The organism is Microbacterium azadirachtae (assembly GCF_000956545.1).
Taxonomy (GTDB): Bacteria; Actinomycetota; Actinomycetes; order Actinomycetales; family Microbacteriaceae; genus Microbacterium; species Microbacterium azadirachtae.
In genome coordinates this window covers 46,362-70,882 of sequence record NZ_JYIT01000068.1, presented here as the reverse complement: position 1 = coordinate 70,882, position 24,521 = coordinate 46,362, and the positions used below count along the sequence as shown (strand labels likewise).

The 24,521-nt window shown below is 71.1% G+C and carries 25 protein-coding genes; 7 read left to right on the top strand and 18 right to left on the bottom strand.

The features are described 5' to 3' along the window. Positions 1–20: 20 nt before the first annotated feature. Positions 21–437, top strand: a complete 417-nt coding sequence (locus RL72_RS06600) for a VOC family protein (RefSeq protein WP_045250022.1) — start codon at positions 21–23, stop codon at positions 435–437. A gap of 45 nt (positions 438–482) precedes the next feature. Then, positions 483–1,952 (top strand): peptide MFS transporter, encoded by a 1,470-nt coding sequence (locus RL72_RS06595; RefSeq protein ID WP_045250021.1) that lies wholly within the window; start codon positions 483–485, stop codon positions 1,950–1,952. A 49-nt stretch (positions 1,953–2,001) separates the two neighbouring features. On the opposite strand, the gene RL72_RS06590 is transcribed toward RL72_RS06595, so the two are convergent. The 4 genes from RL72_RS06590 to RL72_RS06575 form a co-directional block, all read right to left on the bottom strand. After that, on the bottom strand, positions 2,002–2,877 hold the full coding sequence (locus RL72_RS06590) for an NAD-dependent epimerase/dehydratase family protein (protein ID WP_045250020.1): 876 nt from the start codon (positions 2,875–2,877) through the stop codon (positions 2,002–2,004). Positions 2,878–3,005: 128 nt separating this feature from the next. Beyond that, positions 3,006–3,398 carry a hypothetical protein gene (locus RL72_RS06585; RefSeq protein WP_045250019.1) on the bottom strand — a complete coding sequence of 131 codons (393 nt, stop codon included), beginning with the start codon at positions 3,396–3,398 and terminating at the stop codon, positions 3,006–3,008. 317 nt (positions 3,399–3,715) lie between these two features. Further along, positions 3,716–5,698 carry a M13 family metallopeptidase gene (locus RL72_RS06580; protein ID WP_045250018.1) on the bottom strand — a complete coding sequence of 661 codons (1,983 nt, stop codon included), beginning with the start codon at positions 5,696–5,698 and terminating at the stop codon, positions 3,716–3,718. A 57-nt stretch (positions 5,699–5,755) separates the two neighbouring features. Next, positions 5,756–6,184: an SRPBCC family protein gene (locus tag RL72_RS06575; RefSeq protein WP_045250017.1), complete on the bottom strand. Its 429-nt coding sequence runs from the start codon at positions 6,182–6,184 to the stop codon at positions 5,756–5,758. Positions 6,185–6,369: 185 nt separating this feature from the next. Between RL72_RS06575 and RL72_RS06570 the strand changes: the two genes are divergently transcribed. Next, positions 6,370–8,037: a GspE/PulE family protein gene (locus RL72_RS06570; RefSeq protein WP_045250016.1), complete on the top strand. Its 1,668-nt coding sequence runs from the start codon at positions 6,370–6,372 to the stop codon at positions 8,035–8,037. A gap of 24 nt (positions 8,038–8,061) precedes the next feature. Here the strand turns inward: RL72_RS06570 and RL72_RS06565 are convergent, their stop codons facing one another. The 12 genes from RL72_RS06565 to RL72_RS06510 form a co-directional block, all read right to left on the bottom strand. Further along, complete coding sequence (locus RL72_RS06565; protein ID WP_052674230.1) at positions 8,062–9,300, bottom strand: type II secretion system F family protein; 1,239 nt, start codon at positions 9,298–9,300, stop codon at positions 8,062–8,064. Further along, on the bottom strand, positions 9,300–10,439 hold the full coding sequence (locus RL72_RS06560) for a type IV pilus twitching motility protein PilT (RefSeq protein ID WP_082072190.1): 1,140 nt from the start codon (positions 10,437–10,439) through the stop codon (positions 9,300–9,302). Before RL72_RS06560 ends, RL72_RS06565 begins: the two co-directional genes overlap by 1 nt. Beyond that, positions 10,436–11,215, bottom strand: coding sequence for a hypothetical protein (locus RL72_RS06555; RefSeq protein WP_045250014.1), 780 nt, complete (start codon positions 11,213–11,215; stop codon positions 10,436–10,438). The genes RL72_RS06560 and RL72_RS06555 overlap by 4 nt, the downstream gene beginning before the upstream one ends. Beyond that, complete coding sequence (locus tag RL72_RS06550; protein ID WP_045250013.1) at positions 11,212–11,874, bottom strand: hypothetical protein; 663 nt, start codon at positions 11,872–11,874, stop codon at positions 11,212–11,214. The genes RL72_RS06555 and RL72_RS06550 overlap by 4 nt, the downstream gene beginning before the upstream one ends. Further along, positions 11,874–12,926 (bottom strand): pilus assembly protein PilM, encoded by a 1,053-nt coding sequence (gene pilM / locus RL72_RS19115; RefSeq protein ID WP_052674229.1) that lies wholly within the window; start codon positions 12,924–12,926, stop codon positions 11,874–11,876. Before pilM ends, RL72_RS06550 begins: the two co-directional genes overlap by 1 nt. 37 nt (positions 12,927–12,963) lie before the next feature. After that, entirely contained in the window at positions 12,964–13,806 is an 843-nt protein-coding gene (locus tag RL72_RS06540; protein WP_045250012.1) for a prepilin peptidase, read from the bottom strand. Further along, positions 13,803–15,434, bottom strand: coding sequence for a hypothetical protein (locus tag RL72_RS06535; RefSeq protein ID WP_045250011.1), 1,632 nt, complete (start codon positions 15,432–15,434; stop codon positions 13,803–13,805). The genes RL72_RS06540 and RL72_RS06535 overlap by 4 nt, the downstream gene beginning before the upstream one ends. Continuing rightward, a complete protein-coding gene (locus RL72_RS06530; RefSeq protein WP_045250010.1) occupies positions 15,425–15,958 on the bottom strand; it encodes a prepilin-type N-terminal cleavage/methylation domain-containing protein in 534 nt (177 codons plus the stop codon). The genes RL72_RS06535 and RL72_RS06530 overlap by 10 nt, the downstream gene beginning before the upstream one ends. Continuing rightward, on the bottom strand, positions 15,955–16,371 hold the full coding sequence (locus tag RL72_RS06525) for a hypothetical protein (protein WP_045250009.1): 417 nt from the start codon (positions 16,369–16,371) through the stop codon (positions 15,955–15,957). The genes RL72_RS06530 and RL72_RS06525 overlap by 4 nt, the downstream gene beginning before the upstream one ends. 68 nt (positions 16,372–16,439) lie before the next feature. Beyond that, positions 16,440–16,838 carry a type II secretion system protein gene (locus RL72_RS06520; RefSeq protein WP_052674228.1) on the bottom strand — a complete coding sequence of 133 codons (399 nt, stop codon included), beginning with the start codon at positions 16,836–16,838 and terminating at the stop codon, positions 16,440–16,442. 227 nt (positions 16,839–17,065) lie between these two features. Next, on the bottom strand, positions 17,066–18,211 hold the full coding sequence (locus RL72_RS06515) for a sensor histidine kinase (protein ID WP_082072187.1): 1,146 nt from the start codon (positions 18,209–18,211) through the stop codon (positions 17,066–17,068). After that, entirely contained in the window at positions 18,208–18,918 is a 711-nt protein-coding gene (locus RL72_RS06510) for a response regulator transcription factor (protein WP_045250008.1), read from the bottom strand. Before RL72_RS06510 ends, RL72_RS06515 begins: the two co-directional genes overlap by 4 nt. A gap of 153 nt (positions 18,919–19,071) precedes the next feature. Here RL72_RS06510 and RL72_RS06505 point away from each other — a divergent pair, with 153 nt between their 5' ends. Both RL72_RS06505 and RL72_RS06500 read left to right on the top strand, forming a co-directional pair. Further along, the gene (locus RL72_RS06505; RefSeq protein WP_045250007.1) at positions 19,072–19,533 is read left to right on the top strand and encodes a DM13 domain-containing protein; all 462 of its coding nucleotides are present in this window, start codon (positions 19,072–19,074) and stop codon (positions 19,531–19,533) included. Continuing rightward, complete coding sequence (locus tag RL72_RS06500; RefSeq protein ID WP_248700400.1) at positions 19,530–20,063, top strand: hypothetical protein; 534 nt, start codon at positions 19,530–19,532, stop codon at positions 20,061–20,063. The genes RL72_RS06505 and RL72_RS06500 overlap by 4 nt, the downstream gene beginning before the upstream one ends. A gap of 80 nt (positions 20,064–20,143) precedes the next feature. Here the strand turns inward: RL72_RS06500 and RL72_RS06495 are convergent, their stop codons facing one another. Further along, a complete protein-coding gene (locus RL72_RS06495) occupies positions 20,144–20,680 on the bottom strand; it encodes a DnaJ family domain-containing protein (RefSeq protein WP_045250006.1) in 537 nt (178 codons plus the stop codon). A 192-nt stretch (positions 20,681–20,872) separates the two neighbouring features. Here RL72_RS06495 and RL72_RS06490 point away from each other — a divergent pair, with 192 nt between their 5' ends. Then, the gene (locus RL72_RS06490) at positions 20,873–22,363 is read left to right on the top strand and encodes an HNH endonuclease signature motif containing protein (RefSeq protein WP_045250005.1); all 1,491 of its coding nucleotides are present in this window, start codon (positions 20,873–20,875) and stop codon (positions 22,361–22,363) included. 86 nt (positions 22,364–22,449) lie between these two features. On the opposite strand, the gene RL72_RS06485 is transcribed toward RL72_RS06490, so the two are convergent. Further along, the gene (locus RL72_RS06485; RefSeq protein ID WP_045250004.1) at positions 22,450–22,920 is read right to left on the bottom strand and encodes a hypothetical protein; all 471 of its coding nucleotides are present in this window, start codon (positions 22,918–22,920) and stop codon (positions 22,450–22,452) included. A gap of 175 nt (positions 22,921–23,095) precedes the next feature. On the opposite strand from RL72_RS06485, the gene RL72_RS06480 reads away from it, so the two are divergent. After that, positions 23,096–24,451, top strand: a complete 1,356-nt coding sequence (locus tag RL72_RS06480; RefSeq protein ID WP_045250003.1) for an MATE family efflux transporter — start codon at positions 23,096–23,098, stop codon at positions 24,449–24,451. Positions 24,452–24,521: the final 70 nt, after the last annotated feature.

The following is a 24,521-nucleotide window of genomic DNA, read 5'->3' as shown; positions in this document are numbered from 1 at the left end:
CCGGTGGCACACTGACCGTCATGGAACAGCGTGTGAGCTTCATCACCCTCGCCGTCGCCGACGTCGCCCGCAGCCGGGCCTTCTACGTCGACGGACTGGGCTGGCGCCCGATCTTCGAGGCCGACGAGGTGCTGATGCTCCCGGTCGCAGAGAGGCTCATCCTCTCGCTCTGGAGCGTCGAGGGCTTCACAGCGGAGATCGGCGAGCCGCCGGCGACGGGCGTCGCTCCGCTCACCCTCGCACACAACCTGGCGACCGAGGCCGAGGTCGACGCGGTGCTCGCCGAGGCCGCCGCCCTGGGCGCGGCGGTGGTCCCCGCTCAGCACCGCGACTGGGGCGGCTACTCGGGCTACTTCGCCGACCCCGACGGCTTCCGCTGGGAGATCGCGATGAACCCGGGCGACACCGGGGCGTTCGTCCTGCCGCCCGCCGACTGACGCCGGCGATCCGCGCCCGGTCCCGGCGCGGCATACGCTGGAATGATGAGCACCGCACCGGAGAGAGCGAAGCACGGCGAGCACGACACCCGATTCTTCGGGCAGCCCTGGGCTCTCGCCCACCTGTTCGGGGTGGAGATGTGGGAGCGGTTCAGCTTCTACGGCATGCAGGGGATCCTGCTCATCTACCTGTACTACTCGGTCACCGACGGCGGGCTCGGGCTCGACAAGGCGGTCGCCGGGGGCATCGTCGGCGCCTACGGCGGCTCGGTGTACCTGTCCACGATCCTCGGCGCCTGGGTCGCCGACCGGATCCTGGGATCCGAGCGCACCCTGTTCTACAGCGCGATCGTCATCATGGCCGGCCACATCGCGCTCGCCCTGCTGCCGGGGGCGGCCGGGGTCGGCGTGGGCCTCGTGCTCGTCGCGATCGGATCCGGCGGCCTCAAAGCGAACGCGACCTCGGTGGTCGGCACGCTCTACAGCGCCGACGACCCGCGTCGCGACGCCGGCTTCTCGCTGTTCTACCTCGGCATCAACCTGGGCGGCTTCTTCGGCCCGATCCTCACGGGGCTGCTGCAGTCGACACTGGGCTTCCACTTCGGCTTCGGGCTCGCGGCGGTCGGCATGGCCGCCGGACTCGCGCAGTACTCGTTCGGGCGACGCGGACTCCCCGAGGAGGCGCACCGGATCGCGAACCCGCTGCCGCGCAGCCGGTACGGGATCGCCGTGGTCATCGCACTCGTCGCCGTCGCGCTGATCGCGGCGCTCGTGCTCACCGGCGTGATCCGCGCCGACAACCTGGCCACCGTGGTGATCATCGCGGCGACCGTCGCCGCGATCGCCTACTTCGCCGTGATCCTGACCAGCCGACGTATCGACGCCACCGAGCGCTCACGCGTGTGGGGCTTCCTGCCGCTGTTCATCACGAGCGTCGCGTTCTGGTCGCTCTATCAGCAGCAGTTCACCGTGCTGACCGTCTACTCGGATGCGCGGCTGAACCGCGACCTGTTCGGATGGGAGATGCCGGTGTCGTGGGTGCAGTCGATCAACCCGGTGTTCATCATCGTGCTGTCCGGCGTCTTCGCCGCCCTCTGGACGAAGCTCGGCGCGCGCCAGCCCTCCACCCCGGTGAAGTTCGCGCTCGGCGCGATCGTGATGGGCGCCGCGTTCCTGCTGTTCCTGCCGTTCGCGAACGGCCCCGCGAACTCGACGCCGCTGCTCGCGATCATCGGGATCCTGTTCGTCTTCACCGTCGCCGAGCTGCTGCTCTCGCCGATCGGGCTGTCGGCGGCGACCAAGCTCGCCCCCACCGCGTTCCACACGCAGATGGTGGCGCTGTTCTTCCTGTCGGTGTCGCTCGGCACGGCGATCTCGGGCTGGCTCGTGACCTTCTACGACCCGAAGAACGAGATCCCGTACTTCTCGATCCTGGGAGGGATCGCGATCCTCGTCGGCGTCGGGCTGCTCGTCTCGGCCCGGCCCGTGCTCGCGCTCATGAAGGGCGTGCGCTGACGCAGACGCGAAGGGGCCGGGCGATCGACGCCCGGCCCCTTCGTCGCGTTCAGTGGGCGGCGACGCTCTCGCCGAGGTACTCGCCGGTCGCGAGCTGCTCCACGAGCGGACGCGCGACGGGCGCCCAGCCGAGCTCGGTGCGCGCCGTGGCTCCGGACGCCTGCTCGTCGAGCAACAGCGCGTCCGCGAATGCCTCGCCGAGCCGGGCACGGGTGTCGTCGTCGCTCTCGGGGCGCACCCCCTCGGCCACGTCGTACCCTGCCGCGATGGCCTCTCCGAGCTCGCGGACCGTGGGGTTCTGACCCGAGGCGCCGATGTAGGTCGCGCCGGGGCGGCCCTTCTCGAGAGCGAGCACGTAGAGCGCTGCGAGGTCGTCGACGTCGACCGTGGTCCAGTGCTGGCTGCCGTCGCCGATCAGGCGCACTCCCCCGTCGGTCTCATCGGTGAGGAGGCGGATCAGTCCGCCGGCGCGGCCGTACACGAGCGCGGGCGCGACGACCGTGCCGCGCACTCCGGTCGCGCCGAGGACACGGGCCTCGCCCGCGCCGCGCCAGGCGGTGAGCGCCGGCCGGTCGAGGGGGCTCTGCTCGGTGATGTCGCTCGACGTGCCGTAGCTCCAGATCCCGCCGGTGTGCACGAACGGCTTGCCGCTGCCCCCGAATGCCCCGAGCACGGCGTCGATGAACGCCGCATCGCCCTCGGGCGTGGAGGCCGTGTGGATCACGCCGTCGGCGACGGACGCGGCCTCCGCCACGAGAACGGCGTCGGTCACGTCTCCGACGAGGCCCCGGGCGCCGGCCTCCTCGACGGTGCGCGCCTTGGCGGCGTCGCGCACGAGCGCCGTCACCTCGTGCCCTTCGGAGAGAAGACGGGAGAGGACGGAGGAGCCGATGTAGCCGGTCGCGCCGGTGAGAAGAACCTTCATGCCTTTCGCGAACGCCCCGCGGGCGGGGGCGTATTCCCGATGCCGAGGACGGCGGGAGGCGCTCGCGCCGGCGCGCTCGGCAGGCGGGGGACGGGAGACCGCCGTCGCGGGCGGTCTCCGACGGCGAGTCAGCGGGTGATCGTGCGCCCGTCCGGGTCGCCGGCGCGAAGCGGCCGCAGACGCGACGGGATCGGCCATTCGAGGGCGTACCGCTGCGTGGGCGGGCGCTGCATGTCGCCGAAGTCGTCGACCTTGACGGTGATCCGCCCGTCGCCCTCGGGCACGACCTCCACGATCTGCACCCGCAGCGGCCCCTCGGCCTCCCCCTCCAGGATCCAGGGATCGGCCAGCCAGCGGATCCCGTGGTGCTCCAGTGCGGTCTCGGCGTCGAGCCAGTCGATCGCGCCGGTGAGCTCACGTCCGAGCACGTCGACGGCCAGCCAGTCGGCGCCGGACGGACGGATCCATCCGAGCAGCTCGCCGTCCTCACGGCGATGCGGGGTCCAGTCTGCGGGGATCATGCGCCGAGCCTAACCCGATGCGATCCCGCCGCCCCGCCGGCTCCCTCGCCCCGCCGGATCCCTCGCCCCCGCGCTCTGCCGCCTGGCTGCCCGGCTGTCCGCACCCGCGAGATGGATAACGCACCTCTCTCGCGCGCCGCAGCAGCGAGATCCATCTCCCCGCGCGGGCTCCCCGGCCTACGAGATGGATAACGCACCTCCCCCGCCCCGCGCAGGAGCGAAATCCATCTTCCTGCCCTCTCGACCGCCGCCCGACCACGGCTCCGACGCACGAACGCCCGCCCCGGAATCGGGACGGGCGCTCGCATGGCCGGGTGTCACCAGATCGTGACGCGCTCCTCGGGCGCCAGCCACAGCCGGTCGCCCTCGGTCACGTCGAACGCGCCGTAGAACGCGTCGATGTTGCGGAGGATCTGGTTGCACCGGAACTCGTTGGGCGAGTGCGGGTCGATCGTGAGCAGGCGGATGGTCTCGGCCTCGCGGCTCTTCTGCTGCCAGACCTGCCCCCAGCTGAGCAGCAGGCGCTGCACGCCGGTGTAGCCGTCGATGACCGGCGCCCCGTCGAGGGCCTCAGGGGCCTTCCCGAGCGCGATCTCGTAGGCCTTGAGCGCGATGCCGAGACCGCCGAGGTCGCCGATGTTCTCGCCGATCGTGAGCGCGCCGTTGACGTGATGGTCCGCGGACAGCCCCTCCGGCACCAGCGCGTCGTACTGCGCGATGAGCGACGCCGTGCGCTCCTCGAACGCGGCGCGGTCCTCGTCGGTCCACCAGTCCTGCAGCTTGCCGTCGCCGTCGTAACGGCTGCCCTGGTCGTCGAAGCCGTGGCCGATCTCGTGGCCGATCACGGATCCGATCCCGCCGTAGTTCGCGGCCGCGTCACGGCCCGCGTCGAAGAACGGGTACTGCAGGATGGCCGCCGGGAACACGATCTCGTTCATGAGCGGGTTGTAGTACGCGTTCACCATCTGCGGCGGCATGAACCACTCGTCGCGGTCGATGGGCTTGCCCACCTTGCCGATCTGGCGGTCGTGCTCGAACTGCGCGGCGCGGCCGGCGTTGCCGACGAGGTCGCCGGCGTCGATCGCGACGGCCGAGTAGTCGCGCCACGTCTTCGGGTGGCCGATCTTCGGGGTGAACGTGTCGAGCTTCGCGAGCGCCTTCTCGCGGGTGGCGGGGCTCATCCACTCCAACGTCGTGATGGACTGCCGGTACGCCTCCAGCAGGTTGCCGATGAGCTCGTCCATCGCCGCCTTGGCGGACGGCGGATAGTGCCGCTCGACGTACACCTTGCCGACCGCGTCCCCGAGGGAGCCCTCGACGAGCGAGACGCCGCGCTTCCAGCGCTCGCGGATCGTGGGGACGCCGGTGAGCTCGGTGCCGTAGAACGAGAAGTTCTCCTCGACGATGTCGTCGGTGAGGTAGGCGGCGAGGCCGTGCACGACCTTGGCGCGCAGCCAGGCCTTCCAGTCGTCGAGACGCTCGGCGACGAGCAGGGATCCGAGGCCCGAGAAGAAGCTCGGCTGGTAGACGACGACCTCGTCGAACGCAGCCGCCCCCGCAGGGCCGGCGACGGCGTCGCGCCACGGGGCGAGATCCACGCCCACGAGCTCCTGGAGCTCGTCCCAGCTCTTGAGGTTGTAGGTCTTGACCGCGTCGCGGCTCTCCACGTTGTCCCAGTGGTGACCGGCGATCTCGTGCTCGAGCCCGAAGGCGCGCTCGGCCTGGTCCGCCGCGTCCGCGACGCCGGCGAGCGTGAGGATCCGCTCGAGGTGCGCGCGATAGGCGGTGCGGGTGCCCTCGAAGCTGTCGAGGCGGTAGTAGCTCTCGTCCGGGAGGGACAGGCCCGCCTGCACGAGGAACGGCACGTAGCGCGCGGGGTCGCCCGGATCCGGCTCCACGAAGACGCCGAGGAGCGCGGCGATGCCCGCGCGGTCGAAGGCTCCGACCGTCGCGAGGAACTCGCCGATCGTGCCGATCGCGTCGACCGCGGCGAGCGGCTCGGCGAGCGGTGCGGTGCCGAGCTCGGCGATGCGCTCCGTGTCCATGAAGCTCGCGAACAGGTCGCCGATCTTGCGCGCCTCGGTGCCGGGCTCGGCCGTCTGCGCCTCTTCGATGATCGCGCGGACGTCCTTCTCCGCCTGGTCGGCGAGCATGTGGAACGAGCCCCAGCGCGCCTTGTCGGCGGGGATCTCGGTGTTCTCGAGGAAGGTGTGGTTGACGTGCCGGTAGAGGTCGTCCTGGGGGCGGATCGCGGGGTCGAAGTCACCGGTGGCGAGGCCGGAAGGGAGAACGTCGGTCATGGGGATCAGCCTATGCGGCGGAGTCGACATCGGGCGGGCCGGATCGCTCTCGGCGGATCAGGACTCCAGCAGCGCCTTCGCCCGGTCGAGCGCCGCCATCTCGCCGTCCATGCTCCGCTGCACGGCGGCTCCCATGAGCAGCTTCTTCACGCCGGCGACCTCGGCCGACAGCGCGAACGTGACGCTCGTGCCGGCCGGCGTCTCGGTGAGCGTGTAGCCGCCGACGGGGCGCACGGGGCCGGCGATCGTGGCGAAGGCGTAACGGACCGGCGGCGCGTACTCGGTGATGCGGATGTCGGCGACGATCGACCGCCCGCCGGGCCCCGCGACCGCCTGGTGCACGATGCCGCCGACGGCGGGGGCGCCTTCCGCGCTCATCTCCTTGACCCCGCTGCGCCAGAGCGGATCCTTGCTCGGGTCGGTGAAGAACGCGAACACGGACTCGATGGGGGCGGCGATCTCGATCGTCCGGGATGCGGTCGGCATGGAGCGATTATCGTGCGCCGCTGGGCGCACGGGAAGACACGTGACGACGGGGGCTCCCCCCTCGGCGGGACCATCGCCGGGGCAGTCGCGGGGAGCGACCGGAATATCGCTCTGCCGCAGAAGCCCGCGCCGCTCTAGGATGAGCGCAGAGCGGCTTTGGGGAGCCGCCCGGATTGGGGTCTCCCATGCGCGGTCTGGGACAGATGCTCGTGCTGACCGGTGCGGCGCGCGCCGAGGACGTGAACGCCGCGGTCTCCGCCGTCGGCGACGGCGACGCTCTGCCCGGCTACCTGCTGCGGCGCGGACTCGTGAACGAGGTGCAGCTGGCCGAGGCCGTGTCGGTGGCGACCAGCACCCCGTACGTCGACCTGACCGCCTACCCGCTGGATCCCGAGGTCATCGCCCTCGTGCCGGGGCCGCTCTGCCGCCGGTACCGGATGATCCCGCTGCGTCACCACCGCGACCAGCTGACGGTCGCGATGGTGGATCCGACCGACATCATCGCGCTCGACGACGTCGCCAGCCTCACGGATCTGCGCGTCACGCCCGTGGTCGTCACCGACGAGGCGCTGAACCAGGCGTTCGAGCGCTTCCTGCGCTCCGACGAGGAGCTCACCGACCTCTCCGAGCAGATCGGCGAGGCGTCGGCGACGTCGAACGTCGTCTTCACCGAGCAGCTCGACGACCAGGATGCGGACGCCCCCGTCGTGCGCTTCGTGAACCTGCTCATCACGCAGGCCATCAACGACCGCGCGAGCGACATCCACATCGAGCCCGGTGAGCACCGCCTCACGGTGCGGTTCCGGATCGACGGCGTGCTGCACGAGATGCAGCGCGCCGACCGCAGCATCCAGGACGGCGTGATCTCACGCCTGAAGATCATGTCGTCGATCGACATCGCCGAGAAGCGCGTGCCGCAGGACGGCCGCATCTCGGTGCTGCATGAGGGGCGCAGCGTCGACCTGCGCGTGGCGACCCTGCCGACGGTGTGGGGCGAGAAGATCGTCATGCGCATCCTCGACAACAGCGGTCAGGTCATGCTCATGTCGGACCTGCTGTTCTCCGAGCCCAACGAGGAGCTCTTCACGCGGGCGATCTCACGCCCGCACGGCATGGTGCTCGTGACCGGACCGACCGGATCCGGCAAGTCCACCACCCTGTACACGGCGCTGCGCGCGGTCGCGAACCCGCGCGTGAACGTGATCACCGTCGAGGATCCGGTCGAGTACCGGATCCCCGACATCAACCAGATCCAGGTCAACCCCCGCGCGGGCCTCACCTTCGCGACCGCCCTGCGTTCGATCCTCCGCGCGGACCCGGACGTGGTGCTCGTGGGCGAGATCCGCGACCGCGAGACGGCGGCGATCTCGGTGGAGGCCGCGCTGACCGGCCACCTCGTGCTGTCGACGCTGCACACCAACGACGCGCCGAGCGCGCTGACCCGGCTGGTCGAGATCGGCACCGAGCCGTTCCTGGTGGCGACCGCGCTCAGCGCCGTCATCGCGCAGCGACTAGCCCGCCTCCTCTGCACGAAGTGCCGTCAGCCGATCGATCACGACACGGCCATGCTCAAGAGCGTCGGGATGCCGGCGCACCTCATCAAGGGCGCGACCGTGCACCGCGCGGTGGGGTGCACGGTGTGCTCGAACACCGGCTACCGCGGCCGCGTCGCCCTGCACGAGGCGATGGAGGTGACCGACCGCATCGAGCAGGCCCTCGTCGGCCGTGCCACGGGCGGCGAGCTGCGCGAGATCGCCCTGGAGCAGGGCATGATCCCGCTGCGCGACGACGGCTGGGCCAAGGTCGCCCGGGGCATCACGACGATCGAGGAGATCCTGCGCGTCTCGGTGTGAGGCGCGGCCTCGGCGCCGTCCCCCTCAGTGCTGCTTCGCCAGGTCGCCGTAGAGCGTGAAGATCGGCAGGTAGAGGGAGACCACCATGCCTCCGATGACCACGCCGAGGCCGACGATCAGCACAGGCTCGATGAGCGACGACAGCTGCTCCGTGGCGGTCTCGACCTCGTCCTCGTAGAAGTCGGCGATGCTGCCGAGCATCTCCGCGAGGGTGCCCGACTCCTCGCCCACCGCGACCATCTGCGCCACCATCGGCGGGAAGACCTCCGCCTTGGCCAGCGGCGCCGAGAACGAGCGGCCGCCCCGGATCGACTCCTGGATGTCGCGCACGGTCTGCTCGACCTTCCAGTTGTTCGACGCCTGGCCGACGATCGACAGGGCCTGGATGATCGGGACTCCCGCGTCGAGCATCATCGAGAGGTTCCTCGTGAAGCGGGCGACGGCCATCTTGGTGAGCAGCTTGCCGAAGATCGGCAGCTTCAGGAGGAAGGGGTCCACGACCTTGCGATACGCGTCCGTGTAGCGGTTGCGCGCCCACCAGATCCACACCACGATCATGACGACCGCGAGGGAGGGGAGGATCCAGACCATGTTCTCGGAGACGGCGACCAGGATCTGCGTGGGCAGCGGCAGCGAGGCGCCGAGGCCGGCGAACATGTTCTTGAACACGGGCACGACGAACGTCAGCATCGCCAGGACACCCAGGATCGCGACGATCAGCACGACCAGCGGATAGGTCGTCGCGGCGCGGATCTTCGCGTGCAGCTCCGCCTGCTTCTGGTAGGTCTCGGCGATCGAGTCGAGCGCCTTGCCGAGGAAGCCGCCCGCCTCGCCGACGCGGATGATCGACACCATGAGCGGCGGGAACACCTGCGGATGCCGCGCCAGGGAGGCGGACAGCGACGATCCCGACTCCACGTCGCCCTGCACGGCGACCAGCACCTGCTGCAGCTTCTTGTCGTCGGCCTGCTCGGAGAGCACGCTCAGGGTGCGCAGCAGGGGGAGGCCGGCGTTGATGAGCGCCGCCATCTGCCGGGAGAAGATCGCGAGCGTCTTCGCGGTCACCCCCTTGCGCAGCGTCGGCAGCGTGATCTCCCGGTGCAGGCCGGTCCTCGCGACGGGCGCGACGCGCAGCGGGGTCAGCCCCTGCGCCCGGAGCTTGGTCGCGACCGCGCTGTCGCTGGACGCGTCCATCGACCCCTTGACGGTCTGCGCGGTGGACGGATCCAGCGCCTGATACTCGTACTCCTGCACCCCGGCCATCACGATCCCCATTCCTCGAGCTGCGTCCCACCGGCGAACGTCGACCACGATTCGGCGTCGAGATCCGCGGGCCGCACGTGCACGCCGTCGATCGACTTCGGATCGACGGCGAAGGTGCGCGCGACGTGGGCGGCGATGCGCCCCTCGCCGACGAGGCGGCGCAGATCCTGGTCGAGCGTGTGCATGCCGTAGGCCTGCCCGGCCTGCATCGTGGAGTACAGCTGCGACACCTGGCCCTCGCGGATGAGGTTCGCGACGGCGGGCGTGTTGATGAGCACCTCGGTCGCGATGGTGCGACCCGAGGTCTGCGCCTGCGGCAGCAGCGTCTGGCTGATGATGCCCTGAAGCGTGTCGCCCAGCTGGGTGCGGATCTGGTGCTGCTGATCGGCGGGGAACACGTCGACGATGCGGTTCACCGACTTGGCCGCCCCCTGGGTGTGCAGCGTGGAGAGCACCAGGTGGCCGGTCTCCGCCGCGGACAGGGCCGTCGAGATCGACTCCGGGTCGCGCAGCTCGCCGACCAGGATCACGTCGGGGTCCTGCCGCAGCACCCGGCGCAGCGCCTCGGCGAAGGACTCGGTGTCGGATCCGACCTCGCGCTGATGGATGAGCGCCCGGTTGCTGGTGTGGTGGAACTCGATCGGATCCTCGATGGTGACGACGTGCACCGGCCGGGTGTTGTTGACGATGTCGACCATCGCGGTGAGCGTGGTGGACTTCCCGGATCCGGTCGGTCCGGTGAGCAGCACGAGACCGCGCGGCCGCAGCGCGAGGTCGGCCGCGATCGCCGGCGCACCGAGCTCCTCGAGGCTGAACACCCGGTCGGGGATGAACCGCAGCGCCATCGCGATCTCGCCGAGCTGGCGGAACACGTTCACCCGGAAGCGCCCGATGCCGGGGCTGGCGTGCGCGAGGTCGACCTCGTGCCGCGTCGCGAACTCCTCGCGCTGCGGCATCGTCATGAGCTCGAACGTCGCCTGCTCGACCCAGTCCGCGCTCAGCGGATCCGCGTATCCCGGCACGGCGACGAGATCCCCGTCGACCCGCATGAGCGGAGCGGCCCCCGCGGTCACGTGCACGTCGCTGGCCCCCGCGCGGGCGCCGATCGCGAGGATGCGGGTGAGGGCGAGGACGCTCATCTCGACGCCCCCGCCGTGGGTGCCGGCGCCACGAAGGCGAGCAGGTCGACGTGGAGCTGGAGCCCGCCGTTCCCCGGCGAGAGCGCGGCCTTGTCGACGGCGAGCAGCCGGTCGGATCCGCGCAGTCCGTCGAGGAAGGCCTGGGCGGCCGCGGCGTCGGGGACGGTCGCGATCACCGTCACGGGGATCTGCTCCTTGCCCGCCGCGGCCGTCCCTCCGCCAGCCGGAGCCGCGGCGTTCGCGCCGTTCGATCCCGAGGCGCCGGCCTGCGAGGTCTGAGCCGCGTTCGCGTCCGCCTGCGCGGCGACGTTCTTCGCATCGCCCACGGTGCCCGAACCCGCGGTGGGCTGCGGCGTCGGCTGGGCGGAGGGCGCGGTCTGCGCCTTCTCCGCCGCAGCGGCCCCCGGCCCCGCCTCGACCGGAGCGGTGCGCGGGGCGAAGGGCGCCAGGTCGCCGCGGGTCGCGCTCGTCAGCGCCGCTCCGGACGCCTGCGCGGAGGTGGCGACGATGTCGAACACCTGGTCGAGCTCGGGCGACGCGGGGATCTGCCCGCGCAGGGCGTCGACCGAGGCGTCGATCTCCGCCTTGCGCTGCTTCTGCTTCTGCAGTTCCGCGATCTGCGTGCGGTAGGTCGCGTTGGTGGCGGCGACCTGGCTCGTGCTGCTCAGCGCCGTGAACGACTGTCCGACGAGGGGCAGGACGCCGAAGACGACGGCCAGCACCACGATGGCGATCGACACGAGGGCGCCGATCAGGGTGATCAGCTGCTTGGTCACTTCGTCGCCTCCTTCGCGTACCGTCCGGAGTACACGGTCTGATCGAAGGTGACGTCGATCGTGTAGATGTACCGGCCGGGAGACTGCTGGCTGGCCGTGCTCGCCCTGCCGTCGGCCGCGAGCACTCCGTCGACACCGCGCAGCCCCCGCGCCAGGGCGCCCAGGTCCAGCGCGTTCGGGCTGTCGATCGTGAGGGTGCCGGTGAGGCCGATCGCCTTCTTCGCCGCGTCCTTGTCCTTCGCCGCCGGATCCGGAACGGCCCCGGGCGTGAGCTCGAAGCCGGTCACCGTCGTGTCGGCGGGGAGCGCGCTGCGGACACGATCGAGGATGCCGCTCCAGGCGAGATCCGACCCCATCGCCTCGCCGCGGAAGGCGTTCAGCTCCCCCTCGGTCGCGAGGGCGCCGCTGACGTCGTTCAGCTGGCCGATCTGAGCGAGCAGCTGCGTCGAACGGTCCTGTTCGGCCACCAGCTGCTGCTGCGCGAACTGATTCCACACGAAGGCGGCCCCGATGAGCGCCGCCGCGAGGAGGACCGCGAGCAGCCCGATCCGCACCCAGACGGCGGAGAGCTTCTCGCGCTCCCGGCGATCGACCTCGGAGCGGGGCAGCAGATCGACGCGGGGCGGGCCGCCCACGGCGGCGGCGGCGATGCGGGACATCAGCGGTCCTTTCCGAGGGCGAGTCCGGCGGTGGGCACCAGATCGAGAGCGAGCTCTCCGCCCGGATCCGTGCCGCGCACCGGCAGGACGTTCTGCAGGCTCAGCGTGTGCACCGGAACCTCGACGGCGGCGGCGAGACCGGAGGCGACGCCGTCGACGGCGGATCCGGCACCGCTGAGCAGCACCTGCTGGATGGGCGCCGCCTCGGGTCTGTTCAGGTAGAAGGCCAGCGTGCTGCGCATCCGGCCGATCAGGTCGTGCACCGGGCGCACGCCGGCGTCGACGCGCAGCGCTCCGCGCGCGACGATCCCGGCCGTGCCCGTCAGGTCGTCGTCACTCGACCCGGTATCGGATCCCGCGACCGCGAACGTGCCGTCGCCCGCACCGCTCGGCGCGACCATCTGCGCCGCGCGTCGACGCACCGCCGAGGTCTCCAGATCCACGGGCGTGATGCGGACGAAATCGGGGATCCCGTCGCGCAGGATCACGATCTGCGTCGTGTGGTCGCCGATGTTGATCGCGGCGACCACACCGGCCGGCACCACGCGGGCCGCGGCGCGGGCGAGGCCGAAGGCGGCGAGGTCGACGCCGTCGATGCGGATCTTCGCCCGCGCGAACGACGCGATCATCGCTTCGACCGTGTCGGCGACGGCGGCGACGAGCAGGCCGTGCAGCTGGCCCCCCTCCTGCGACGTCGGGTAGTAGTCCAGCACCGCCTGCGCGACCGGCACGGGAAGCAGATCCTGCACCTGGAACGGCAGGGCCTGGCGCAGCAGGTCGGGCGCCATCGCTGCCGTGCTGTGCTCGCGCACCAGCACGCGCCGGCTGGCGATCCCGAGCGTGGCGGACTTCGCCTTGATCCCGGCCGTGCGCCAGAGCTGCTGGATCGCGAAGGCGACCGCGCCCTGATCGAGCACCTCCGAATCGTGGGCGGCGTCCGGAGGCAGCGGCACCTCGCCGCAGGCGACCACCTGCGGCGACCGTTCGCCGCTCACCTCGACCGCACGGACGCTCTCCTCCGTGATCTCGACTCCGACGTGACTCTTCGCCATCTTCTCTTCCCCAGTTCCCCACGCGCTTCGCCGCAGCTCAGCTCAGTCCCAGCATTCCGACATACCAGCGTCCGATCGGCTCACCCACGGCGATCCCAGCCCAGGCGCCCGCGATCATCCACGGCCCGAACGGGATCGCCGTCGTGCGTTTCGCTCGGCGCAGCAGGATCAGGCCCACCCCGAACAGCCCGCCGAGCACGAACGCCGCGAAGGCGCCGACGACGAGGGTCGCCCACCCGCACCAGCCGAGGAACAGGCCCACGAGGGCCGCGAGCTTGACGTCGCCGCCGCCCATGCCGCGCGGGCTGATGAGGCGCACGACCGCATAGAACGCGCAGAGGATCGCCCCGCCCGCGACCGCCCGCAGGAAGGTGGTCCATCCGATCCCGCTCGCCGATCCCGCCGGCCCCAGGGCCGCCGCGATCGCGAGCAGGGCGACTCCGACGACGATGCTCGGCAGCACGATCGCGTTCGGCAGCCGCTTCGTCTCCAGATCGATGAGGCTGAGCACGATCGACACCGCCGCGAAGCCGAGGAACGCGACGAGCACGACCCAGAAGACCGGATCCGCAATGGCGCCGACCGGAGCAGCGAGTCGAAGGGCCCACCACGCCACCCCGACGAACACGACGCCCGTGAACGCCTCGATCAACGGGTACTGCGCGCTGATCGGGGCCGCGCAGCGCGCGCACCGTCCGCGCAGCGCGACCCACGACACGACGGGCACGTTCTGCCACCACCGGATCGGCGCATCGCATCCGGGGCAGCGGCTCTCGCGCACGAGCGAGATCCCTGCGGGCACGCGGTACGCGACGACGTTGAGGAAGGAGCCGATCACCAGGCCGAACAAGCCCGCGAAGACGAGGAGGAACGCGGTCATGGCGCGACCTCCTGCTCGGAGGTCAGGGTCGGCGGGAGGATGGTCGTGATCGTGGATCCCGGTGAGCCCGCCGCCGTCGCCACCTTGCAGCCGAGGTCGATGACAGGGCTCCAGCTCATCGGCGTGCAGGTGAAGTCGGGGTGCACCCAGTGCGGGGTGCCGTCGTTGTTGGCGTAGTACTGCCCCTGGAAGATCAGCCCGTTCTGCGAGCTGTTGTTGAGCCCGCAGGGCGTGTAGAACATCAGCCGCGCCTGCACGGTGCTCGGCAGGGTCAGCGCATCGCTCGCCGACCCGGATCCGCAGCTCGGCGCGGTGTCGGTGAGGTTCGCGTCGGCGTGGACGAAGAACAGCTGCGGCGCCGTCGCCAGCGACGGGGCGCTCGAGGTGAGCGGTCCGGACACGTTGACGTTCATCGGCGATCCGGACGCGATCAGCATGACGGCGTCGTTGACGAGCCCGGTCGCGCCGATGTTCACGGTGACCGTGCCGGTGCAGGAGCTGAAGTCGATGCCGACGCGCGTGTTGGGCGGGGTCGGCGCGGCCGCGAGCAGGCCGCTCACGTTGGATCCGTTGCACGGTCCGGTGGTCCACTGGATGTTCGAGCCCCACGCGGCGCGCGCCGAGCCGAGGTTGCGCCAGGTGGTCATCGCCGTCACCGCGACGAGGGTCGGGTTGGTGCGGTTGGTGCCGGGCTTCGCCGCGGGCGATCCGCAGAGCGAGGCGTTGGCCGCGGGCGTCGGGCTGGTCGAGCAGTTCGCGACCGTCTGCGTGGGCTTTCCCACGACGCCGGCGCCGCTGAAGCCCTTGCCGATCGAATAGCCGCCCATGATGACGGGCTTGTTGCCCAGGGCGAACGTGCCGTCGGCGTACACGAACCCCGACGTCGGGACGGCGGAGTCCCCGAGCGAGAAGCCGTTCGCCGTGAGGTTGACGTTGCCCGCGGTGATCAGGTTCCCCTTCACCATCGCCGCGTTCCCGCCGCTGGCCGTGATGTCGCCGAGCGCGTAGACGTTGCCGTTGACGGTGCAGTTCGCGCTGAGATCGACGGCGCCGTTGGGCACCCAGAGGTCACCCGTGATCACGGACGACGAGTTGCAGCTGTAGTTGCCGCTGCGGATCACCAGATCGCCGGTGTAGTTGGCGTGGGTGGCGAGGAAGGACCCGTCGAAGTACGACATCGTCCCGCCGGGCGCGTTGGAGAGCGAGACCGGGCGCTGGTAGAGCGCGACGATCTTGGTGGCCGAGCCGTCGGGCCCCTTGCCGCTGGCCGTGATCTGGATCGTCGAGGTCGCGGTCGCACTCAGGCACGCGTCGGTCAGATGATCCTTGTCGGGCCCGAACAGCGCGCTGACCGCGTAGTAGAGAGGCGCGGACCCGGCATCCGCGATGGACTTCACGCACGGGTTGGCGAGCACCGTCGCGAGCATCTGGTCGCGCCCCGACTCAGCGGCGACGAACGCCTGGGTGGTGCTCTTGTTCCTGGCGTTGGACTGGATCGTGAACATCACGGTCGCGGCCACCAGCACGGCGGCGACCACGCCGACGATCATCACGATGAGCACCGCGACGAGCGCTGCACCGCGGTCGTCGCGGTCCGCCGTCTCGAGTCGATCCCGGATCACCAGCATGGGCTGAGGCTTCCTGCTGCGGAGTTGCGCATGTAGGCCGTGCCCTGGAAGTGCACGGGCGCCGCGACCACCTGGGCCCCCGACCTGCTGAGCGCATCGAAGCTGTACGCGACGCTGTTGCCGCTCTGGGAGATGAACGCCCCGGATCCGGCGGCGACGTCCGCCTGCCAGACGGGCCAGCCCGAGGAAGGGGCGGGCGAGGAGGAGACGGTCATGTGCAGGCCGTCCGCGGCGAGCTGGAACGCCTGGCACTGGAGCCCGCCGCCGAGCGCCGTGTTGACCCGGATCGTCGATCCGTCGGCCGAGACGTCGAAGGCCACTGCGTTGCGCATCGCTCGCTCCACCTCTGATGCGACGAGCTGCCCCCGGGTCGTCGCCTGGCTCTGCGCCGAGACGGCGACCTGGGAGCGCCACATGTTGCTGAACAGCGTCCCCAGCACCAGGCTGACGACGCCGAGGATGGCGACGACCACCACCAGCTCGATCAGGGAGACTCCCCTGTCGTCCTGCGACCGGGGCGTCATGGCGACGTCACCGGATCCGGAGGGACGATCACGAGCGCATCCGCCGCCGCGAGGGCGTTCCCGCCCTGCGTGGCGGTGAGGTGGATCGACACCGTCGACCCTTTGCTGCACGATCCGATCGCCGCCTGGGTCGTGTAGCTGTTGCCGTGACCGTCCAGGAAGGTGCGCGGCGTGGCCGCCGTGCCGAGGATCGACCCCATCGTCGCGCAGTCCGGGCTCTGCCGCACCTGGTCGATGAGGCCGTTGAGCTGCCGGGTGGCCGTGGCCACCGACGACTGCTGCGCCGAGAAGCGCAGACCGTTGACCAGGGCCGGGAGGAGGGAGACGGCCACCAGCGCGAGCAGGAACATCGCAATGACCACCTCGACGAGGCCGAGTCCGTCCTCGCTGCCCTGATTACGCTGGTTCGCCATCGTTCTCCGCCCCCAGATCGCGCTCGGCCCCGGAGCTTCCCGCCCCGGAGCCGAGCACGACGGTCGTGTCAGCAGCCGGGCCCGGCTTTTCCGGTGACACCGCCCGCGGTGGAGCCCGCGCCCGCTGCCGAGACGCAGAAGCCGTCCAGGGTCAGCGGCCCGGCGACCGTGACGGTCGAGTTGCCGGAGGAGTTGTACACGGTGCTCGGCACCGCGCCCGCGGCCGTGATCGTCGGCGTCGTCTTCGCCAGATCCGCGGCCACCGCCGAGGCAGCGCTGGCCGCGATCGACTTCAGTGAATTGTCCTTGGCCTGCTGTTGGATCCCGGCGAAGATCGGGATCGCGATCGCCACCAGGATTCCGAGGATCACCACGACGATGATCAACTCGATGAGTGAGAAGCCGGCCTCTTCACCGTTCTCGCGTGCTGCTTTCTTCGCCTCGAGGGCGCGACGAATACCGCTCATTGCATATCCCCATTTCAGAGAGTCGTTTCGGGTAAAACGCACTCTGTGAACCGGCGCGTCCCCTACGCCTCAGCCCGGATGGTCCCGGTCCCCAGATAGGAGTCGAGCTGTCCCAGAGCTCTCATCCTGGACAAAGGATGGACCCATCCGCGCCCTGGCGCAAGACCTGGGGCGAAACCGCTATTTCGGCATTCCGACGACAGCGATGCTCATCGGTGCGACATGCGTCAGGGCTGCCCGACCGGCAGTTCCACCTTCAGGCAGAAGCCGTCGTCGGTGTGCTCGGCGAACACGTCGCCTCCGTGCGCCCGGGCGAGCCCCCGCGCGATCGCCAGACCCAGCCCCGCGCCGGAGGCGACGGCGTCGGGCGCGGCGCCCGCGGTACGGGACGGATCCGACCTCCAGCCCACCTCGAACATGCGGTCCAGGTCCTCCACGGCCACGCCGCTGCCGTGGTCGAGCACGGCGAGCACGAGGCGATGCGGCGAGGGCGACTCCGCGAAGACGAGGATCTCGGATCCGTCCGGCGCATGGCGCACGGCATTCGTGAGCAGGTTGACGATCACGCGGGTGAGCTGATGCGGATCCGCCCACAGCACGTGCCCTTTGATCCCCTGCGGCACGATCCGCACCCGGTGCTGTCCGGCAGCGGCGCGCACGTCGGCGACCGCATCGGAGACGATGTCGAGCAGCTCGACCTGCTCGGCCCGCAGCCGGAGGGAGCCCGACGTGATGCGCGACAGCTCGAAGAGGTCGTCGACCATCCGGCCCAGGGTGTCGACCTGCGCGCGCACCTGTGCCGGGAACGCCGCCGGATCCGCGAGCCCCGCCTCGGCCGACTCGGCGAGCGCCCGGATCGCGGTGAGCGGGGTGCGCAGGTCGTGCGAGATCCAGGCGAGGAATCTGCGCCGGTCGGAGTCGAGCCGCTCCAGCTCGGCACGCGCGTCGCTGAGCTTCGCGGAGGCCTCGGCGAGCTGCGCCGAGAGGTCGTCGAACTCGCGCCAGCCGGTCGCTCCGCCGTCCACCACGTCGCCCTCCCCGACCCGGCGCACCGCGGCCGACAGATCCTGCACGGAGCTCCGCGCGGCCCGGGCGGTGATCCACGCCGTGGCGAGCGCGCACAGCAGCGCAGCTCCCAGCACCCAGACCAGCACGGTGAAGTCGTGCGCCGACAGGTACATCTCCGCCGAGATCGCCAGCACTCCGGTCGCGAGGGCGAGCACCGACGCGACGCCGACCACGACGAGCCGGAACGTCAGCCCCGCCCTCCGTGCACGACGGAGCACCAGCACCGCCGCGAGCGTCACCACCCCCGCGCATCCCAGCGCGGTCAGCACGATCAGCAGCACGTCGGGCGTCCCGAGCGGCATCATGACCCGGATCCGTCCGCCGAGAACCGGTATCCGGCGCCCCACTCCGTGAGCAGGTGCAGGGGGCGACGCGGATCCTGCTCGATCTTCTCCCTCAGCCGCCGCACGTGCACGGTCACCGTGGAGCCCTCGCCGAACGACCACCCCCACACCTCCCGCAGGATGTCGTCCCGCGAGAGCACTTCGCCGTCGTGCTGCACGAGGTGCGCGAGCAGCTCGTACTCCCGCGCCGCCAGCACCACCTCCTCGCCGCGTACATGCACCCGCCGGCGGGCCGGATCCAGGCGGAAGTCGCCGCGCACGATCTCCCGCGTCGGCGCCGCCGCTGCCCGCGACCGGCGCAGCAGCGCGTCGACCCGCAGCAGCAGCTCGCGCAGCGCGAACGGCTTGACCACATAGTCGTCGGCGCCGTTCTCGAGCCCCTCGATGCGCTGTTCGACCTCGCCCAGCGCCGTGAGCATGATGATCGGCACGGCGGAGCGCCCCCGCACGTCGCGGGCCAGCTCGTCCCCGCTGATCCCGGGCAGCATGCGGTCCACGATGAGGACGTCGGGCGGATCCGCACGCACGGCACGGCGCGCCGAGACCCCGTCGCCGAAGGCGTCGACGAGGTAGCCGTTCGCGCCGAGGTAGCGCTCGACCGCGACCCGCACGGTGGGGTCGTCCTCGACGAGCACCACCCGGGGCACAGAGGTTCCCGGGGTCTCCATGCACCGAGGCTATCCCTGCGGCGCGGACCGGATCCGCGTTCCTTACGGCCTCGAAAGAACTCCCCCGCACGCCGGCGGGCCTGCCTAGCGTCGGATCCGTTCTCGACCGTCGGCGGGTCCCCCCGCCGGCATCCCCCCAGGAATGGAGCAATCATGCGCAAGACCGCACTCGTCCCCTCCTCGATCGGCGTGGCCGTCCTCGCCCTCGGCCTGACCCTCGCCGGCTGCAGCTCGACGCCGTCGGCGTCCTCACCCTCGGCCGACACGATGTCGAGCTCCTCGCCGACGCCGTCCGCGTCTCCGATGGACCACATGTCGAAGACCGGCACCTTCATGGGCCTCAACGGCAAGAGCGTGAAGGGCACGGTCACCGTCTCCGGATCCGAGCTGACGCTCACGGGGTTCTCCTCGGACGAGGGGCCTGACCTGCACGTCTACCTGACGAACGGCACCGACGAGGCCGCCGTCGCCGCCGGCAAGCAGATCGATCCCGTCGCGTTCGACAAGGACTCGCAGTCGTTCATGCTGAACGGCGTCGACGCCTCGATGTACAAGGACGTCGTCATCCACTGCGACAAGGCCAAGGCGGTGTTCGGGGCCGCCGCGCTGTCATGACCGCGGCAGGCGCCGGCGTCGTGGGAGAGGCGCTTCCCACGGAGCCGGCGGTGCGGCGCGGAACCGGCCTGCTCCGGGCCGGGGAGGTCGTCGGCACGCTGGCCAGAATCGCGGCGGGTGCGCTGTGGCTCGGCGAGGGATTGCTGAAGTACCGGGCGGGATTCGGATCCGCCGACATCCTGCTCGTCGCCCAGGGCAGCACCGGCAACAGCCGGGTGCCGTTCTTCTTCCGTCCGCTCGGGGCGCTCATGCAGGCCGCGCCGGGGCTGTTCGGCTTCGCCATCCCGGCGCTCGAGGTCGCACTCGGCATCCTGCTCGTGCTCGGACTCGGCCGTGTGCTCACCACGATCACGGCGCTCGGATCCGTCGCGACGCTCATGCTGTACTGGTCGTCGGATCAGCTCATCACGCAGTATCCGCTCATGACGCTGCTCTCGGCGATCGTGCTCGCACTGCCGTGGTCCGGACGGTTCGGCGTGGCGTGGCTCTGGGCGCGCAGACGCGGGCGGGGCGTGCGACGCGGCGGCTGAGAGCACCGGCCATCACGGCTGCCGCCCCGGTCGGTCGCCTCGCGTCACCCGCGCAGGGGATCGATCGGCGCCATACGGGCTCAGCGTCGGCGGAACCAGCGCTTCTTCGGTGGTGCAGGGGCGGCCGACGCTGCCGACGTGGTCGCCGCGCGCCGCTCTCGCCAGGCGGAGACCTCGGCGTCCACGTCCCGCGGCTTCGTCACCACGGGCGGGCCGCCGAGCAGCTGCCGGCGCGCCTCGATCACACGCCGGTTGAAGTCCTCCAGCACGGCGCGGACGTCCTCCTCGCGATGCAGGCCGTCGAGCTGCGCGTCGAGCTCCCGGTCCTCCACGCGCAGCATGAGTGCGGGCGGCCCGAGACCGGTGAGGTTCTCGCGCTCGATCTTGCGGCGGATCCACCAGTCCGGATCATGATGATCGCCGAGGCCGGGGATGGGCTTGCCCGCACCGGGTAGATCGTCGAACTGTCCCTGCCGGATCGCCACCTGGATCGCGGTCTCGACGATCGCCGGCATCGTCTCGGCGTTCAGTGCCGCGGGCGGCGCGGTGGTTTCCGCAGGCTTCGCGCTCCGCGCGCGTTCGGCACGCGCGGAGCGTCTCTGCTCGTCGTCGGCCATGATTTCCTCCGGTTCTGCTCGGACCTCGGGGCCTTCAGCCTACGGTCCGCGGCGGGTGCGCGGCGGTCACGACGGGCATCGGCCGTGCGCGGATCGTCCTCCACAACTGCCCGCGCCAATGAGTTCTGCACAGTCTGGAAAGAGCGCCTGATCTGGGCTTCGAATGTCGGCGGCCGAAGGTTGAATAGAGGCATGACATCGACCGCGACCCGGATGCTCGAGCAGGTGGACGAGCTGCTCGAGCACCTGCTCGCCTCGGCGGAGGTGTGCTCCGGGTTCGACGGAACGCGCGGTGCGGATCTGGTCGCCGCGGCGCAGGCCGCGGGTGCGGTACGGCGCCGGTTGGACGCGGTGATCACCGCCCTCACCGGGCAGCTGATCGACCGCGACATGCGGGCCGCATCCGAACGCATCCCTGCGCCGCTGGGGTGCCGCGACGCGACCGAGCTGCTGCGGCGAGCGCTGCGCACCGACGTCGGCACGGCCCGCACGTTCGTCCGCGCCGCCGGGGCCACGCACCGGGAGCGGCTGCTGTCGAGCGGCGGATTCGCCGCAGCGCGGTACCCGGAACTGGCCAGCGCCCTGCGCGATGGGGTCGTGTCGGTCCCGGGGCTGCTCGCCGCGATCGGTCCGGTCGAGCGCGCCGGCAATCGTGTCGGAGCCGAGGAGCGCGAGGCCGTCGACGGCCTGCTGGCGGCGACCGCCCGCGGCGAGGATCTGCCCGACGAACACGGGCGGCCTGGACCCGCCCCGTCCACCGACGAGCTCGGCGAGTACGCCCGGGCGGTGATGCTCGCCCTCGATCCCGACGGCGCCGAACCCGACGACGCGAAGGCGGACCGGAATCGCGGGCTCTGGATCGGCCGGCTCCGCGACGGGGTGCACCCGGTGCGCGGCGGGCTGCTGCCCGAAGTCGCCGGCCAGCTGCAGCGCCTCTTCGACGCGCTCAACAACCCCGCCGCGACCGGATCCGCGGATCACGGGTGGAGAGGCGTCTCGTTCGCCCCGGACCCGGACCCGGATCCGGATGGGCTCGCCGACCTCCCGGCCCCGGCGGAGCCGCGTACCCGCGCTCAACGCGATCACGACAACCTCGCCACGATCCTCACCGCTGCAGCCGCGAGCGGTGGGCTGCCGGACCTGGGCGGGGCCGCTCCGACCCTGGTCGTGTCCGTCACCGCCTCTGATTACGCCGCAGGGCAGGGACGCGCCCGCATCGAAGGCACCGGCGACGACGTCTCGCTGTCCGTGGCGCGCCATGCGGCGTGCGCGGGCGGGGTGCAGCGGGTGCTGTTCGACGAGCAGGGGCAGATCGTCTCCATCGGCACGACCGCGAGGATCTTCACCGCGATCCAGCGACGCGCGATCACGCTCCGAGACCGGGAGTGCGTGATCCCGGGCTGTCACGTTCCGGCGACCTGGTGCGAGCTCCATCACGTGCAGGAGTGGGCGGCCGGTGGTCCGACGCATACGAGCAATGGCGTCGCCCTGTGCTGGCATCACCATCGGACCCTGGAGACGTCCGGATGGCGCATCCGCATGCGTGCCGGCGTGCCGGAGATCAAGGGCCCGCACTGGTGGGACCCCCACGGCGGCTGGCACCGCCCGCGCACCCGCGACGGCGACCCGCACCGGATCCGCCGAGAACTCGCCGACGCGCTGGCGCCACCGGGCCAGCGCTGATGAGACAGGCCCGCCGCCGGATCGCCCCGGTACAGCTAGCCGGTCTCGATACACGGTTGCTTCTGAGCCGCCGCACGCCGAGACGGCTAGGCCGATTTTGTTCGACCACGCGCGGCTCGACGCGCTCGCCAGCTGCGAATGCTCCGGACCACGACTGCCACCAGGACGATCGCCGTCCACACCAAGCCTCCGAGCATGAAGAGGAGCGCCCCCAAGCTCGCAAACGAGCGGAGCGTCGATTCGAACGTGCCGCTGACCAAAGATCCAAGGAGTACACCCAATGCGAGGGCCGCAATTCCAAGGAAGCCGGCACGCTCAAGATCCGTGAACGTCTCGACCCCGGATTCGCCGTATTTCTGGGCGATAGCCTCCCGACGTTTGAGCAGCGCCAGACGACCCTCGCTCGGTGGCATGTCTTTGATGATCTCGTTCAGCGCACGGAGCTCCTTCGCCCGCTGTGGTTCCCCGCGAGTGGACGCGAACGAGAGCACCGCTCCTGTCAGCACGAACGCCCCCGTCACGGCCGCCGTCGCGATCGCGATCCAGTTGTCTCCCATGAGACGCGAGCCTAGGCATCTGCATCACAGCTGTCGACAGGTCGCGCCGCCGACAGTGCTCACCCTCACTCCGCGCTCTGCCACCGAAGGCAGCGGTGAGTGATCTGCACACCCGCACTTCGCCCCAGGAGCGACGCGCGCGCACCCTGTCCGCGGCCGCCTCTAGGCTCGTACGGTGCCCTCCGAGACCCCGAGCGGGACGCCGGCCCCCAGCCCGGCGCCGACCCTGAACCGCGAGATCGTGCGGCTCGCCGTCCCGGCGCTCGGCGCGCTCGTGGCGGAGCCCGCGTTCCTCATGGTCGACGCGGCGCTCGTCGGGCATCTCGGCGCGACGCCGCTCGCCGGGCTCGGCATCGCGTCCGCGATCCTGCAGACCATCGTCGGGCTGATGATCTTCCTCGCCTACTCCACGACGCCCGCCGTGGCGCGGCGGTTCGGCGCCGGAGAGCACGGCGACGCCGTGTCGGTCGGCATCGACGGCATGTGGCTGGCGCTCGGGCTGGGCGCGGTGCTCGCCGTGCTCGGATCCCTGCTGATGCCCGCCGTGATCCCTCTGTTCGGCGCGACCCCGGCCGTCGCCGCGCAGGCGAGCGCCTACCTCGCCCCCTCGATGTGGGGCCTGCCCGCCATGCTGGTCGTCTACGCCGCGACCGGCCTGCTGCGCGGGATGCAGGACACGATGACCCCGCTGTGGATCGCCGGGATCGGGTTCGCGGCGAACGCCCTGCTGAACGCACTGTTCATCTACGGCTTCGGCTGGGGCATCGCCGGATCCGCGTTCGGCACCGTCGTCGCCCAGTGGGGCATGGTCGGCGCCTACGTGATCGTGATCGGCCGGCTCGCCCGCCGGCACGAGGCCTCGATCTCGCCCGAGCTCAGCGGGATCCGGGGGTCCGCCCGCTCCGGCGGATGGCTGTTCCTGCGCACGGTGAGCCTGCGCGTGGCCCTCCTCGCGACCGTCGGCGTCGCCACCGGCATCGGCACCCGTGAACTCGCCGGCTGGCAGGTCGTCTTCACCGTGTTCTCGGCCGCCGCCTTCGCCCTCGACGCTCTCGCGATCGCAGCGCAGGCCCTCATCGGCAAGAGCCTGGGAGCAGCGGATCCGAACGGCGCACGGCATGTGCTCGCCCGCACCGTGGCCTGGGGCGCGTGGTTCGGCGTCGTCGTCGGGGCGCTCATCGCGGCCCTCTCCGCCGTCATCGGCCTCGCCTTCACCGGAGACCCGGCGCTCGCGGCGCTGATCCAGCCGGCCCTCGTCGTGCTCGCCGTCGCGCAGCCGATCGCGGGCGACGTGTTCGTGCTCGACGGCGTGCTCATGGGCGCCGGGGACGCACGCTACCTCGCCGTCGCGGGCGGGCTGAACCTCGTGCCGTTCCTTCCCGCCCTCGCGATCATCGCCGCCACCGGGGTGTCCGGTGCGGCGGGCCTGATCTGGCTCGCCGTCGCGTTCTTCGGCGTGTACCTGTGCGCGCGCCTCGTCACCCTGGGCTACCGGGTCCGCACGGGACGCTGGCTCGCCGTCGAGGTCTGACACACGCCGTCGGCACTGACCGCGACGGACCCGCGTCCGCAGCTTCGCCGATGCGATCCGGTGAGCGCGG